General features: G+C 61.3%; 13 protein-coding genes. 9 read left to right on the forward strand and 4 right to left on the reverse strand.

Features of this window, described 5'->3' with window-relative positions; genetic code table 11:
* Positions 1–18: 18 nt before the first annotated feature.
* Complete coding sequence (locus C5B91_RS08935) at positions 19–822, forward strand: IclR family transcriptional regulator (protein WP_008096093.1); 804 nt, start codon at positions 19–21, stop codon at positions 820–822.
* A 246-nt stretch (positions 823–1,068) separates the two neighbouring features.
* Positions 1,069–2,394 carry an aspartate aminotransferase family protein gene (locus tag C5B91_RS08940; protein ID WP_115819667.1) on the forward strand — a complete coding sequence of 442 codons (1,326 nt, stop codon included), beginning with the start codon at positions 1,069–1,071 and terminating at the stop codon, positions 2,392–2,394.
* On the opposite strand, the gene C5B91_RS08945 is transcribed toward C5B91_RS08940, so the two are convergent.
* Positions 2,373–3,131 (reverse strand): IclR family transcriptional regulator, encoded by a 759-nt coding sequence (locus C5B91_RS08945; RefSeq protein WP_115819666.1) that lies wholly within the window; start codon positions 3,129–3,131, stop codon positions 2,373–2,375. The genes C5B91_RS08940 and C5B91_RS08945 overlap by 22 nt on opposite strands.
* A gap of 267 nt (positions 3,132–3,398) precedes the next feature.
* Between C5B91_RS08945 and C5B91_RS08950 the strand changes: the two genes are divergently transcribed.
* From C5B91_RS08950 to C5B91_RS22390, 7 genes are all read left to right on the forward strand, one after another.
* Positions 3,399–4,424 (forward strand): alcohol dehydrogenase catalytic domain-containing protein, encoded by a 1,026-nt coding sequence (locus C5B91_RS08950; protein WP_115819665.1) that lies wholly within the window; start codon positions 3,399–3,401, stop codon positions 4,422–4,424.
* Positions 4,425–4,484: 60 nt separating this feature from the next.
* Complete coding sequence (locus C5B91_RS08955; RefSeq protein ID WP_115819664.1) at positions 4,485–5,918, forward strand: substrate-binding domain-containing protein; 1,434 nt, start codon at positions 4,485–4,487, stop codon at positions 5,916–5,918.
* Between the two features lie 4 nt (positions 5,919–5,922).
* Positions 5,923–6,861, forward strand: a complete 939-nt coding sequence (locus C5B91_RS08960) for a carbohydrate ABC transporter permease (RefSeq protein ID WP_115819663.1) — start codon at positions 5,923–5,925, stop codon at positions 6,859–6,861.
* A complete protein-coding gene (locus C5B91_RS08965) occupies positions 6,861–7,748 on the forward strand; it encodes a carbohydrate ABC transporter permease (RefSeq protein WP_115819662.1) in 888 nt (295 codons plus the stop codon). Before C5B91_RS08960 ends, C5B91_RS08965 begins: the two co-directional genes overlap by 1 nt.
* Before the next feature lie 121 nt (positions 7,749–7,869).
* The gene (locus tag C5B91_RS08970; RefSeq protein WP_115819661.1) at positions 7,870–9,039 is read left to right on the forward strand and encodes an ABC transporter ATP-binding protein; all 1,170 of its coding nucleotides are present in this window, start codon (positions 7,870–7,872) and stop codon (positions 9,037–9,039) included.
* Positions 9,040–9,146: 107 nt separating this feature from the next.
* On the forward strand, positions 9,147–10,298 hold the full coding sequence (dgoD, locus tag C5B91_RS08975; protein ID WP_115819660.1) for a galactonate dehydratase: 1,152 nt from the start codon (positions 9,147–9,149) through the stop codon (positions 10,296–10,298).
* 215 nt (positions 10,299–10,513) lie between these two features.
* Complete coding sequence (locus C5B91_RS22390) at positions 10,514–10,660, forward strand: hypothetical protein (RefSeq protein ID WP_199519520.1); 147 nt, start codon at positions 10,514–10,516, stop codon at positions 10,658–10,660.
* A 43-nt stretch (positions 10,661–10,703) separates the two neighbouring features.
* On the opposite strand, the gene C5B91_RS08980 is transcribed toward C5B91_RS22390, so the two are convergent.
* From C5B91_RS08980 to C5B91_RS08990, 3 genes are all read right to left on the reverse strand, one after another.
* On the reverse strand, positions 10,704–12,077 hold the full coding sequence (locus C5B91_RS08980) for an ATP-binding protein (RefSeq protein ID WP_115819659.1): 1,374 nt from the start codon (positions 12,075–12,077) through the stop codon (positions 10,704–10,706).
* Positions 12,078–12,474: 397 nt separating this feature from the next.
* Entirely contained in the window at positions 12,475–13,275 is an 801-nt protein-coding gene (locus C5B91_RS08985; protein WP_115819658.1) for a nucleotidyl transferase AbiEii/AbiGii toxin family protein, read from the reverse strand.
* Positions 13,272–14,105, reverse strand: coding sequence for a type IV toxin-antitoxin system AbiEi family antitoxin (locus C5B91_RS08990; protein WP_115819657.1), 834 nt, complete (start codon positions 14,103–14,105; stop codon positions 13,272–13,274). The genes C5B91_RS08985 and C5B91_RS08990 overlap by 4 nt, the downstream gene beginning before the upstream one ends.
* Between the last annotated feature and the right edge of the window lie 36 nt (positions 14,106–14,141).

Raw genomic sequence — 14,141 nt, forward strand, 5'->3', positions numbered from 1 at the left:
CACCGAGTCCGGGTTCGTATGGACGACAGTCGCCCCGCGGACGGCCCGCGACGAATCAAATCCGTACAGACGGCGAGCGAGATTCTGGCCGCGATACAGCGACGGCCCGACCCGACGTTCAGCGACGTCTGCGACGAACTCGACGCCTCGAAGGGGACCGTCCACACCTATCTCGCGACGCTCGAAGAAGAAGGATTCGTGGCGAAGGTCGACGGCCGCTATCGCCTCGGCCTCCGACTGGTCACGATGGGCGAAACCGTGCGCAACGAGACGCCGCTGTACCGCGCGGGACAACTCGAGGTGGACAAGCTCGCGGACGAGACCAGCGAGTACGTCCACCTGACGGTCGTCTCCCGCGGCAAGGAGGTGACCATCTACGAGAGTCGCGGCGACAACGCGGTCGCGACGGACTATCACCTGCGGATGCGCGAGGCCCCGCAGTACCTCCATTGTACGGCGACCGGGAAGGCGATGCTCGGCCACTTCGACGACGACCGCGTCCGCGACATCATCGACGATCAGGGGCTCGTCGAGCAGACCGACAACACCATCTCCGACACCGACCGGCTGTTCGACGAACTCGAGCGGATTCGCGAGCGAGGCTACGCGGTCAACGACGAAGAGGAACTTCGCGGCATGCGCTCTATCGGCGCGCCGATTCGCGGCGTCGACGGCGACGTCTGCGGGGCGGTCAGCGTTACTGCGCCGACGAGCCGACTCTCCGGGGACCGCTTTCGGTCGGAAATCCCCGAACTCGTGATGCAGGCGGCGAACATCATCGAGGTGAACCTCGAAACGACCACGTTCGACCCGTCCCGATGACCCGGACTTTGACGATGCCAAACGCCCTGTGACGCCGGCGCGTGGCGAGTTTCTTCACGAGGGGCTCCCTCGGCGCGAACCGCCGCCGATTCGCGACCTGCGACGCGTTCGCACGCGCCGAGATAGTTCGTTATTACCAAACTACTCTCTCAAAGAATCAGACGATTGGTTGCTGAGTGATGATTTTGAGGTCGTTACTCATCTTTCTAGGTAGATTTATGTTACATTGTCCATCAGAGTGTTCGTATGGATCGAGACTCAGTCGAGCCGACCGTCACGTCGCTCCCGGGACCGAAGGCCTCAGAGTGGGTCGAGTATCACCACTCAACCGCCGCGACGAGCACGTACGTCTACGAGTTCGTGTGGGACATCACCAAGGACGCCGTCGGTCCGTTCTGTACCGACCCCGACGGCAACGTGTTGCTGGACTTCACGAGCCACGTCGCGGCCGCCCCGCTCGGCTACAACAACCCCGAACTGCAGTCCCGCCTCGACGACCTCGACCTCGTCGACCCGATGAAAATCGCGGGCCAGGACTTCTACGTGAGCACCGGTGGGTCGCCCGAGACGGCGTCGCTGCCCGGACCGGCCCACCTCATGGACCGCCTGACCGACCTCACCGACCACTACGATCTCGACACGGTGTTCCTGTCGAACTCCGGGGCCGAGGCGGTCGAAAACGCCATCAAAATCTGTTACGACGCCTGCGAGACTCCGAAGTACGGCATCACCTTCGACGGGGCGTTCCACGGCCGCACGCTCGGTGCGCTGTCGCTCAACCGCTCGAAGTCCGTCCACCGTCGCACGTTCCCCGAAGTGAGCGGCATCCACGACGTACCGTACTCGATGGCGGGTCTCGAGACGCTGCGCGACAAACTCGACGACACCCACGGTCACCTCCCCGCCGACCAGGTCGCGTTTCTCATCCTCGAACCCGTTCAGGGCGAAGGTGGCTATCACGTCCCGAGCGAGGAATTCATGCGCGAGGTGCAGGCCATCTGCGACGAACACGACATCCCCGTCATCGCCGACGAGATTCAGTCCGGCGTGGGTCGGACCGGCGAGCTGTGGGCCTCGGACCACTACGACCTCGAACCGGACGTCATCACCAGTGCGAAGGCGCTTCGCGTCGGCGCGACGGTGGCGAACGAAGAACTGTTCCCGGACACCGAAGCGCGACTGTCATCGACGTGGGGTGCGGGCGACATCCTCGCGTCGATTCAGGGGACGCTGACGCTCGACGTCATTCAGGAACAGGACCTCATGGCGAACGCCACGGAGAAGGGTACGAAGCTCCGTGCAGCTCTCTCGCGGCTCGCCGAGCGGACCCCCTGTCTCACCGACGTGCGTGGTCTCGGGCTGATGACTGCCGTCGAATTCGACACCAAGGACCGTCGCGACGCGGTTCTCAAGGCCGCGCTGTCCGAGGGGCTTCTCACGCTCGGCTGCGGTAAGCGGTCGCTTCGATTCCTGCCGCCGCTCGACGTGACCGACCGGGAACTCGACCTGGCACTCGAGTGCTTCGAAGCCGCCCTCGACAGCGTCGCAACTCACCGCGTCAGGTCGACCTGAATCGATTTCGCGGTGCTGATGACCTGTCCGGTGATGTCCTCTTCGAGGTACCGACCGGTGAGTCGACTCGCCGGCCCGCAGACGCCGATGGCCGCCGCTGGCGCGCGCTCAGTCAGGGCAATCGACGTACCCACCCCAATAACCCCCGCAGATTGTTCTTCTCTGCAAAACGAGATGCCGTTCTCGCGAATCGTTCGGAGTTCGCCCCGAAGCACGTTCCGGTCAGTAATCGTCTCAGCCGTCTGTGCATCGAGGCCGTGTTCGTCGAGGATATCGTTGACGCGCTCACGACCGAGCGACGCGAGCATGGCCTTGCCGGGAGCCGTGATGTGGAGCGGGATGCGGGTTCCACACGCGAACTCGGGCTCCCAGTCGTTTGGCCCGTGAGCCATGTACGCGCAGATGCCGACGCCGTCTTCCTCGACGAACAGCGTCGAGACCTCGCCCGTGACCCGCGCCAAGTTATCGAGGTGCTGTCTCGCTGCGGTGAACACGCCGAGATGGGACCGGACCTCCTCGCCGAGGGCTAACAGGCCCATCGACGCGAGGTACTTCCGGTCTCGCTTCGTCACGTAGCCAAGTTCCGCGAGCGTGTTGAGGTGCGTGTGTACGACGCCCTTCGAGAGCCCGACGTCGGCCGCGAGTTCGGTGACTCCGAGCGCCTCGTCGGACGCGACCAGTCGCTCGAGGATGCGAAACGAGTTCATCGTCGCATCGACCGTCGTTGTCCCCGTCATCTCTGTAGTGCTACGAGCTATCACACCTATATAGAATTTGTTTTTCAGAGCAGAACGACGACCCAGACCACACACGCTCCAGCACGCGCACAATTGTTAATTATTATAGCTTATACAACAAATGGCCGGCAATAGCTACCTCGTTTTGCTCTGCAGAACAATCTGAATCGCCCGATTTTCGGTAGTATAGCTCTCTAAACGAGCGGTTTCGATTCCGGCCATGGGGTTTTATCAATCAGTTTTTGAACGGATTGTCACGGTCGAACAATGAAATCTGCCCAACTAACGGATACCCACACGGTAGCGATCACCGACACAGCGCGACCGCGCCCCGACGCCGACGAGGTGCTGGTCGAGATACACGCCTGTGGGGTCTGTACAACCGACCTGCACATGTATCACGGCAACCTCGACGTTGACCTCCCGATGGTTCCCGGCCACGAGAGCGCGGGCGAAGTCGTCGATGTCGGGTCGGACGTTGATGCCTACGAGGTGGGCGACCGGGTCGCCATCAACCCGTCGGTGCCGTGCCACGAGTGTCGCGCCTGCAAGGCCGGCCGGGAGAACCTCTGTCACGACCTCACCTCGCTCGGCGGGGCAGCGAAACACGTCATCGACGGTGCGTTCGCGGAGTATGCGGCCGTCCCCGTCGGCAACGTCGAGCCAATCGGCGACCTCGATTACCGGACGGCCGCGTTCGCCGAACCGCTCGGCTGCGTCATCAACGGTGTCGACCAGGCTGACCTGACGAGCGGCGAGACCGTGGTCGTGGTCGGCGCGGGATTCATCGGCCTCCTTCTCGTCCAGGCGCTTCGGGCGAGTGGCGCGGGGACGATTGTCGTCTCCGAACCGGTCGACGACCGCCGAGCGGTGGCCGAGGCGGTCGGTGCCGACCACACTATCGACCCGAGTGTCACGGACCCGACGACGGTGATTCCGAACCTCGTCGGCGACGTCGACGTCGCCGTCGAAGCCGTCGGCCTCCCCCAGACCATCGCGCAGGCGCAGTCGCTCACCGGGCCGGGTGGCCGGACGCTCATCTTCGGCGTCCCCCCGAAAGACGCGACGATCGAACTCTCGCCGTCCGAACTGTTCTTCGAGGAACGCGAGGTCGTTTCGAGCTACTCGCTCACGCCGGACACGTTCGCGCGAGCAGTGCGACTGCTCCAGAACGGCCGCATCGACGTGGACACGCTCGTCACCGACGAGTTCGGCCTCGCCGGCCTCGAGACGGCGTTCGACCAGATGGAGGACAACCGCGGGCTGAAGAAGATTATCTATCCCACGCGGTGACGCGGCACGGCGCGACTGACCAACCAGACACACCACACACACCACAGCACATCAGATCCAATGACGAACGACCACAACCGACGACACTTCATCAAGACGACGGCAGTAGCGGGGCTCCTCGGCGGCCTCGCCGGCTGTACCCGCGGCGGCGAACAGGCACAGAACAGCGGCGACTCGACTGACGGCGGCGGCACCGACGGCGACACTTCGACTTCGTCGTCGTCCGAGCCCGCCATCCCGCTCAGCGAGTACGACGCCGACATCGACTGGACGCAGTTCGAGGGCTCGCAGATCAACATCGGTGCCGTCCAGCACCCGTGGGTCTCGGCCATCAAGCCGGCGATTCCCGTGTTCGAGGAACTCACCGGCATCGACGTCGTCTGGAACATCCTGCCCGAAAACCAGTTCCGGACGAAGCGCCAGACCGACGTCAGCACCGGAGCCGGCCAGTTTGACGTCTTCTTCATGGACCAAGTGGTCAACCAGTACCGCAACGAAGGCTGGCTCCAGCCGCTCGACCCCTACTTCGAAGACGAAAGTCTGTACGACGAAGCCTGGTACCAGCCCGACGACCTCTTCGAGGCGTCGCGGTGGCAGGCCCACGGCGGCGGCTTCAGCGACAACTGGACCGGCCTGCCCATCACCGTAGAGGTCCAGACCCAGTTCTACCGGACCGACCTCTACGAGAAACACGACCTCGAGGTCGCGGAGACACTCGAGGAGTTCCGACAGAACGCCCAGACGATCCACGAAAACGAGTCGGACGTCGTCGGTACTGTCGGCCGCGGCCAGAAGGGCTACGGGATGAACATCTACGTCCTGAACACGTTCCTCCGCGAGATGGGCTCGTCGCTCTGGACGGAGTTCCCGACTGACTCCGGCCTCGACTCCTCGGGCGTCATCGACGCGGCGACGTGGTACACGAACCTCCTGCGGGACTACGGTGCTGACGGCGCGTCCACGCAGTCGTGGTCCGACGTGCTGTCGACGATGCAGGAGGGTCGCGCGGGTCACATCGTCGCCGACGCGAACCTGTTTTGGCCCGGCCTGACCGGCTCGGAGTCGTCGATTGCCGACACCGTCGGCATCGCGAAGGTCCCGAAGCCGGCCGACGGCGAGTTCGCACCCAACGCGTACAACTGGCAGATTTCGACGTCGAAGAACGCGGCGAACTCGAAACAGGCGTTCCTGTTCATGCTCTGGGCGACCTCGGAACCGACCAACACGTGGATGCACCTCCACAGCGACGCCGCCTTCTCCGTCCGCCAGTCGGTCTGGGAGAACGACGAGTTCCGCTCGCAGGTCGGTGAGGAGTTCGCGCAGGTGACCCTCGAATCGCTCCAGTCGGCGTCGCCGGACCCGTTCGACCGGAAGTACCCCGAGTGGGGACAGCGCTACTCCGAGGAACTCCAGCGGGCGCTCGCGGGCCAGAAGTCCGCCGAGGCGGCGATGACGACGGCCGCAGAAATCGCAGAGGAGATCTACAGCGAGTGACGCCATGAGCACGCAAACGCAGACCGAAACGACGACGACGAGCGAGACGGGTCTTGCGAGGCTCCGGGAGCTGTGGAATGACTACCTCCCGTACTGGTTCATCGCGCCGATGGTGCTGGTGATGGTGCTTATCACCTTCTTCCCCGGCGCGTACGACCTCTACCTCAGCGTCATCGAAGAACCCACGTTCGACGTCTTCGCGGCCGAGTTCGTCGGCCTGAGCAACTACGCGACGGCGTTCGGCCGCGGCGGCGCGCTCCACTCGTTTATCATCACGGTGACCGTCGTCGTCAGCGCGCTCGCCCTCGAGAGCGTCCTCGGGTTCGGCCTGGCTGCGCTCGTCGCCGGCGTGGAGTCCGAGCGACTGCAATCGTTCTACCGGGTGCTGTTCATCGTCCCGATGGCCGTCGCGCCCGTCTCGCTCGCAACCATCGGCCGCATCATGCTGAACAGCGAAATCGGGGTCATCCCCTACCTCATCGAGGCGACGACGCCCTTTGCGGCCCCGGCGTTCCTCTCGGAGATTCCGCTGTTGACGGTGGTCCTTCTCGACACGTGGAACTGGACGCCGTTCATGTTCATCATCTTCTACGCCGGCCTCTCGTCGGTGCCTGACACGCTCATCGAGGCATCGAAGGTCGACGGCGCGCCGCTGTGGCGTCGGTACCTCCACGTCATCATCCCGTACATGAAGCCGGTGGTGTTTGTCGCCACGCTCATCCGGATGATTGACCTCTTTCGGACGTTCGGCGTCGTCTACGGGCTGACCCAGGGCGGCCCGGGGACGGCCACCCAACTCGTGAGCATCAACATCTACGAACAGATGTTCATCAACAACTCGCCGGGGGTGGCAGCCGCGATTGCAGTCGTCTACCTCGTCTTCGTGGTCGCCATTGCGAACATCGTCATCGCCAAGGTCGGCTTCGAGGGGGTGTGGGACTGATGGCGTCCGAGAACCAGTCCCAGTCGTCCGTGGACACCGGGTCGCAGCGACTCGACAAAGACACCCGAGAGACGCTCGTGGGAGTCGCCCGTCACGGCCTCCTGTTGGCGTGGTCGTTCGTCGTGTTGTTCCCGCTGTACTGGCTGGCGTCGATGTCGCTGAAACCACCGGGACAAGCTAACGCGCTGCCGCCGGACTGGGTCTTCCTGCCGACGGTGTACAACTACATCCGGCTCGCACAGGACGGCGCGTTCCTCGCGGCGTTCGCCAACAGCGTCGTCATGGTGTCGGCGTCGGTCGTCCTCGTGTTGCTTATCGGCGTGCCCGCGGCGTACGTCCTCTCGCGATACGACATCCCGATGGAGCGGGACGTGCTCGTGTGGATTCTCTCCTCGCGGATGCTCCCGCCCATCGCCGTCGTCATCCCGTTTTTCGTCATCTTTCGGGAACTCAACCTCTTCGACAGCCGAATCGGGATGGTATTCATGTACGTCAGCATCAACCTCTCGCTCGTCGTGTGGGTGATGAAGGCGTTCTTCGACGGCATCCCCGAGACGCTCGAAGAGGCCGCTCGCGTCGACGGCGCGACCCGGTTCCAGGGCTTCCGCAAGGTCGTCCTTCCAGCGGCGAAACCGGGCATCTTCTCGGTCGCGATTATCAGCTTCATCTTCGCGTGGATCGAGCTTCTGTTCGGGCTCGTCTTGACGAACTTCAAGGCCGTCCCGGTGACGCTGTTCGTCTACTCGTTTATCGGCTCTCGGTCCATCGAATGGGGGATGCTCGCCGCGGCCTCGATGGCGATGATTCTCCCGGTCGTCGTCTTCCTCGTCGCGGTGAACAAGTACCTCGCCGCCGGGCTGAGCTTCGGCGTGGTGATCAAAGAATGACACAGACTGGGCTCTCACACGGCCGACGACCGTCGGCACGACAGCGCGCATCGCTCGCGAACCACACCACCACCCACGCGGCAGGGGCACACAGCCGCATCACGAACGCGGAGACACACACATGGCCAGTATCACGCTAGACGACGTAACGAAGGAGTTCGGAGACGGCGGCGACGCGGTCGTCGCCGTCGACGACGTGTCGCTCGACATCGAAGACGGCGAGTTCGTCGTCTTCGTCGGTCCGTCGGGAAGCGGCAAGTCCACCCTGATGCGGATGGTCGCCGGCCTCGAAACGCAGACCGACGGCGACGTGTACATCGGCGACACGCTCGTCAATCAACTCGGGCCGCGCGCCCGGGACATCGCGATGGTGTTCCAGAACTACGCGCTGTACCCGAACATGACCGTCGAGGAGAACATGTCGTTCGGGCTCAAGATGTCGACCGATCTCTCGGCCGACGAAATCGAAGCGACGGTGACCGAGACGGCCGAGATGATGGGCATCGAGTCGCTTTTGGACAACACGCCCGGTGAACTCTCGGGCGGCCAGCAACAGCGCGTCGCGCTCGGCCGCGCCATCGTCCGCGACCCCAACGTGTTCTTGATGGACGAACCGCTGTCCAACCTCGACGCCAAACTCCGGACGACGATGCGCACCGAAATCAATCGCCTCCAGAACGACCTCGGCGTGACGACGCTGTACGTCACGCACGACCAGACCGAGGCGATGACGATGGGGGACCGCCTCGTCGTCCTCAACTACGGCGAACTCCAGCAGGTCGGCACGCCGCTGGAGTGTTTCTACCGGCCTGCGAACCGGTTCGTCGCCGGCTTCATCGGGTCGCCGTCGATGAACTTCTTCGAGGGCGAGGTCGTAGACGGCACGCTCGTCGCCGACGGCTTCGAGTACGACCTCACAGAGCGCATGGAGGCGAACGTCGGCGACCGGACCGCGGTGACGCTCGGCGCCCGCCCGGAGGACTTCACGCTCTCCGAAGCGCCCACAGACAACGGCTTCGAGGTCGTCGTCGATGTTGTCGAGCCGATGGGAAGCGTCTCGTACGTGTACGTCCGGTCGGTCGCGGCGTCTCACGACGAGACGTTCGTCGTCGAAGTCGACGGGCAACAACCCATCAGCGAAGGCGAGCAGTTGCACGCGCACGCCCCGCCGACTGACGTCCACCTGTTCGACACCCAGACCGGCGAGACGATTCACCAGCGGGAACTCACCGACGACGCGGAGAACGCGCTCTCGCAGCCGCTCGAAAACGCGACCGTCGGGGCCGACTGACCACGCTCGCGTCGACAGCGCCAGTCTCATGCTCACGGCCCGGACGCTGCCGTCAACACGCGGTGGTTCTCCCGCGCATTGAAGTATCCACTCCGGATTGTGCGACCATGCACATCACGGATTACGAGCTGTTCGCGGTGCCCCCGCGGTGGTTGCTGCTCAAACTGGAGACGAGCGACGGCCTCGTCGGCTGGGGTGAGCCCATCGTGCAGGGTCGTCTCCGGACGGTCCGTGCCGCGGTCGAAGAACTCGTGGAGGTGTACCTGCTGGGGGAAGACCCGCTTCGGACCGAGTACCACTGGCGGAAGCTGTACCAAAGCGGGTACTATCGCGGTGGGCCCGTTCTCATGAGCGCGCTGTCCGGTATCGACCACGCGCTGTGGGACATCAAAGGCAAGCACTACGACGCCCCGGTGTACGAACTCCTCGGCGGCCACGTCCGCGACCGGATTCCTGTCCACCAGTGGGTCGGCGGCGAGACGCCGGAGGAAGTCGCGAAAGAGGCGATTCAGCGGCGTGACCAGGGGTACACGGCGCTCAAGATGAACGCGACCAACGAGTTCGGCCCGCTGGAGCCGCCGGCCGCGGTCGAAACCGCCCGCAAGCGCGTCGCCGCCGTCCGCGAGGCGCTCGGCGACGACCTCAACCTCGGCGTCGACTTCCACGGGCGCGTCTCGAAGTCGATGGCGTCGCAGTTGATCGAGGCGCTCGAACCCTACGGTCTCATGTTCATCGACCAGCCCGTCGGTCCCGAACACTCCGAGGCGCTCGCCGCGCTCGCCGAGGGGACGACCACCCCGCTCGCGACCGGCGAGCGATTTTACTCGCGCTACGATTTCAAGCCGCTGTTGATCGAGGGGTCGGTGTCGGTCCTCCAGCCGGACGTCACCCACGTTGGCGGCATCACCGAACTCCGGAAGGTGATGACGATGGCCGAGGCGTTCGACGTGTCTGTCGTCCCCCACTGTCCGTTGAGCCCGGTCGCCTTCGCCGCGAATCTCCAGGCTGGCTTCGCCTCTCACAGCGCGGTCATGCAGGAACAGGACCTCGGCCTCCACGACCCGGACGAGAGCGTCGGCCTCGCGTATCTCGACGACCCCCACCAGTTCGACTTCGACGACGGCTTCGTCAAACGGCCGACCGACCCGGGACTGGGTATCGACGTGGACGAGGCGTACGTCCGCGAGCGCTCCCAAGACGAGGTCAACTGGTACAATCCCGTCTGGCACCACGACGACGGCCGACTCGCCGAGTGGTGAGTGGGGTGTCGATTGATTGCTTGTGGACCTGACCGTCTACGTTCGCATCGAAACCCACTGAAACTCGGCTACAGGGACAGAAAACGTCTAGAAACACTTTTGAGAATAAGGTTAGCTAGGAAACATGAGTGGTATGTTGCAACAATCCGAACCTCTCGTGGACCGGACCGTGCGTGGCCTCCGAACGACTCGTGGCGAGATACGCACCCGGGGCGATGAGTGAGCCGACATCGTTCGTCGAGCAGACGAAAGTCCATCTGCACAAAGCGCTCGAAACAGACGATCCCGTCGAGAAGGACTTCCACCTTCGGAATGCGCTGCAACTCTGTGCGTGCGACGGCGTGACCGACCAGTCGGACTAGCACCGTCGATTGACGCCGTTGTCCTCGTGGGTTGTGTAGTTCGTTACTCGAAGAGCGCCATCACATCCGCGGGAGTGAATAGATGGAGATCCTCTCGCTCCGTTGCATACTCCACGAGTTCATCAGTGAAGCCAGACCGTGAGAAGAGTGCATACTCGATGTCTCGATCTGCGCCCTGCCAGCGGACCTCCGGTTCAGTCGCTTCAAGCTCATCGACAAGCGACTGACTAACGGGATTGTTCGTCCACTTGCATTCTCCGAGCAGGAGTGTGTTAGTTTGTGGATTCAGCCCGACGACGTCGATCTCTGCTTCCTTGTACCACCACCGGCCGACCCGAGCACAAGCGACGGGGAATGCTGCCGTGCTGACGGCCTGTCGACAGACTTCCTCAAAGGCGAAACTCGTGTGTGTCGAGAGTGACTCAGCGATTGAATCCCGTACCGGCCCGGTTCGACTTTGTTCGAGCGTCCCTCGGTTCGGCGACACGTATCGGAACCAAAACCGGACGAATTGGTCGGTCAATCTGTACACACCGCGCCCGTCGGGGTCGGTGACTGGTGTCTCGCGCTTGACGAGGGCCAACCGGGTGAGGTTCTGGAGATATCGGGTAATTCCACTCGCGTTCTTGTCGATGTTGTTCGCAATGTCCGTCACACGGGTCGCACCACTGGCAATCGCCTCAAGAATCGCCATGTACGTCGTCGGCTCTCGGAGTTCCTGTCGAAGGAGGAACTCAGGCTCTTCGTAGAGGAACTCCCCTTTCGAGAGAATGTGTCGTTCGATATTCGTGAGCAAGTCATCGTTATCATCGAACTGCTCGAGGTACGCAGGGATACCACCCAGTACGCTATATGCCTGGATGGCCGTCTCGGCATCGTACTGGGGAAAGAATTTCCTCACCTCGCCGGCAGCGAGTGGTTCGAGTCGCCACTGACCGGTTCGACGTCCATACAGTGGGCTCTCGTAGCTCAAGACGCCTTCTTCCATCATCGAAATCGACGACCCCAACAGGACGAGTGAAATGTCTGTGTCAGCCACTAGTTCATCGACGACGGTCTGAAACACCGACGGAATGGTTTCATCGGCTTCCACGAGGTAGGAAAATTCGTCGAGTGCGACAACGAACGGGCCATCAACCCGGGCTTTGAGATACCGGAACGCATCCGCGAAGTCGTCCACATCGGGGGGGACATCATCGAAGTGCTCCGCACAGTCCCGTGCGAACTGCGTTGCGTTGTGTGCCGGCCCCCGTTGGTCACAGAGATAATAGAGCGTGTCCTGGGTGAGCGACTCGAGCGCAGTTGTTACGAGCGTCGTCTTGCCGACTCGGCGGCGACCGTACAAGACGAGCAGTTGACGGTCGTCTCGCGTGAGGTGGGACGTCAACCAGTCCAGTTCGTTTTCGCGGTTAATCATTATGCAGTAGATTATATTATCGTGTGCATAAGGATGTCGGGGGCGTCGACTCAACGTACTTGAGTTCGATGCTCCGTCTAGATTCATCTATTTACTGTGGTCTGTTTTGAATATAATTTGCTTCTCGACATATTTGGGGTTAAGAGTTGCCGATTCTTTTTCTCCAAAATAATGAGGGAATTATTGGCTATTTGTGGCATATAGTTCCCTACTATCGAGTTTATAGGGGAATTTAATTCAGATACAGTTGTTTAGAGATTTCAATTGATCGCCGCCACGCCAATTTAATCAATTACCTAGAATATATTTTGTACTGATAATTGATATCGCTATCTGGTCTTTCTCAGGGGGACTCACCGCACGCCGAGTCAGCGCGCTGCGAGCGTACACCACAATGTCAATACCTGCTGACTAGTGAATCGATGTACTCTTCGAGTTCGTTATACACAGAACCGAACTCCGGGAGATCTGCGACCAAGTCTGGGAGTGTCTGCTGCCACCCGTCACGGATTTCGTCCCGTTTCGCAGTTGGCAGCCCGTCCCGCAGTTTGATATCTAGTCCATCGTGTTCACACTTCTTCGAAAATGCTGGGAGAATACTTGAGTCGTTGATCTCTGCCTCGGTGATCATTCGGTAGAGGTCGTAGTAGTCACGAGCTTGGGATCGCTGATAGAGCGCTCGCAACTTCTCCGCAAAGATCTCTTCCAGACTGTATGCCGTCAACCTGAATTCGGGGACATCTTCGTAGTAGTGATGATGATCCACGGAGCCAAACGCAACGTATTCGTCGATCATCACGTCGAGACTCGTCGTGTTCTTGTGTCCGAGGACAGCAGTGTATTGGATGTCGATATCGACGTAGTGCGTCGGATATGCTTCTTTCTGTAGTTCGCGGTGCTTTGTCACCTCGAAATCGATACCAGAGGCTCTGGTCGCGTCCGCTAGTGTGTCTTGCAATTCTGCTTTGCTCCCGCGATACGCCCCCTCGACACCGAAGTCAAGGTCTTCCGAGTAGCGCCACGTCTCGGGGAAGTACAACTTGCTCAGCGCGGTTCCGCCCTTGAACAGCAGGTTGTCGCCGTAGGAACCCGTATAGATTGCCCACAGAATCCACGAATTGACGTAGTTCTTTTCTGCGTATCCGAGGCGAACATCCAGTTCTCTGGCCAACGTTCGTAGTTGTGCTTCCGAAATCACGAGCGATCCTCCGGAAGGAACGATTCGGGGCTGACGTTCAATCGAAGTTGGTACTTACTGTCACGGGTCCCCTTCGCTTTTCTTGTTGGGTCAAGTAGCGGGTATCCTGTCGTGAAGTTCTCGACGACGCTCGAGTATCCAGGAAGATCGATATCCAACTGGTCGGCGAGGTAGACGATTCGTTTCGTTGCGGCACCGTTTCTCACTCGTCGCAGGTATTCGATGACTCGTTCCCACGAACACCGCGTATCAGCTGCGTTCTGCATCGCCTTTGCAAGCTCACCGATGCCGCCACAGAATTCCGGATGATCGGCACAATCAACGAGGGTCTTTTCGATACTCGAAATGTTCACTTGGTTCGTCCCGACTGCAGTCGGTTGAGAGCCGAAGAATTTCTGCTCGGTGACCGTTACTGGTCGATACGTAACCCCGTGGATTTCACGCTTCTGGGCACGCGTTGTCGTCACGATGTACACGGTTCGGGACAACTGTTCGGACAGTCCGTGGTGATTCATCGCGCTCCAATATCCGATGTACATCGGCTCCACGAGCGCGGATGCAATCACGAACTCGTGTTCGGTATAGACAGGATTTTCGCCCGCAGCGAGCGGCATAATGAGATACTTCCCGTGTGCGATTCGCTCAAGCCAACCTTTCTCTTTGAGCGCATACGCCATGTCCTTGGCCGACTTCCGCGGGATATCGAGGGCGTTCGCGATGTCACCAATCGAGATAACCTGTCTGTTCTCGCTTGCGAGCCGTGACAGTACCTGTGACTCGCGTGTCGACAGGCTTTTTCGTTGAGTTTTTTCCTCGCTTGTCGGTGCCATAGCCACTTTGCTTACATAGACTCTAAATCCGAATGA

Origin of the sequence: Haloferax sp. Atlit-10N (assembly GCF_003586325.1) — an archaeon.
GTDB lineage: Archaea > Halobacteriota > Halobacteria > Halobacteriales > Haloferacaceae > Haloferax > Haloferax prahovense.

What these genes read in the sequence shown, in the direction of transcription:
- C5B91_RS08990 (WP_115819657.1), bottom strand. Translation starts at nt 14,105, where the DNA reads ATGGCACCGACAAGCGAGGAAAAAACTCAACGAAAAAGCCTGTCGACA.
- C5B91_RS08955 (WP_115819664.1), top strand. Translation starts at nt 4,485, where the DNA reads ATGACGAACGACCACAACCGACGACACTTCATCAAGACGACGGCAGTA.
- C5B91_RS08980 (WP_115819659.1), bottom strand. Translation starts at nt 12,077, where the DNA reads ATGATTAACCGCGAAAACGAACTGGACTGGTTGACGTCCCACCTCACG.
- C5B91_RS08960 (WP_115819663.1), top strand. Translation starts at nt 5,923, where the DNA reads ATGAGCACGCAAACGCAGACCGAAACGACGACGACGAGCGAGACGGGT.
- C5B91_RS08940 (WP_115819667.1), top strand. Translation starts at nt 1,069, where the DNA reads ATGGATCGAGACTCAGTCGAGCCGACCGTCACGTCGCTCCCGGGACCG.
- C5B91_RS08950 (WP_115819665.1), top strand. Translation starts at nt 3,399, where the DNA reads ATGAAATCTGCCCAACTAACGGATACCCACACGGTAGCGATCACCGAC.
- dgoD (WP_115819660.1), top strand. Translation starts at nt 9,147, where the DNA reads ATGCACATCACGGATTACGAGCTGTTCGCGGTGCCCCCGCGGTGGTTG.
- C5B91_RS08970 (WP_115819661.1), top strand. Translation starts at nt 7,870, where the DNA reads ATGGCCAGTATCACGCTAGACGACGTAACGAAGGAGTTCGGAGACGGC.
- C5B91_RS08965 (WP_115819662.1), top strand. Translation starts at nt 6,861, where the DNA reads ATGGCGTCCGAGAACCAGTCCCAGTCGTCCGTGGACACCGGGTCGCAG.
- C5B91_RS08945 (WP_115819666.1), bottom strand. Translation starts at nt 3,131, where the DNA reads ATGACGGGGACAACGACGGTCGATGCGACGATGAACTCGTTTCGCATC.
- C5B91_RS22390 (WP_199519520.1), top strand. Translation starts at nt 10,514, where the DNA reads ATGAGTGAGCCGACATCGTTCGTCGAGCAGACGAAAGTCCATCTGCAC.
- C5B91_RS08935 (WP_008096093.1), top strand. Translation starts at nt 19, where the DNA reads ATGGACGACAGTCGCCCCGCGGACGGCCCGCGACGAATCAAATCCGTA.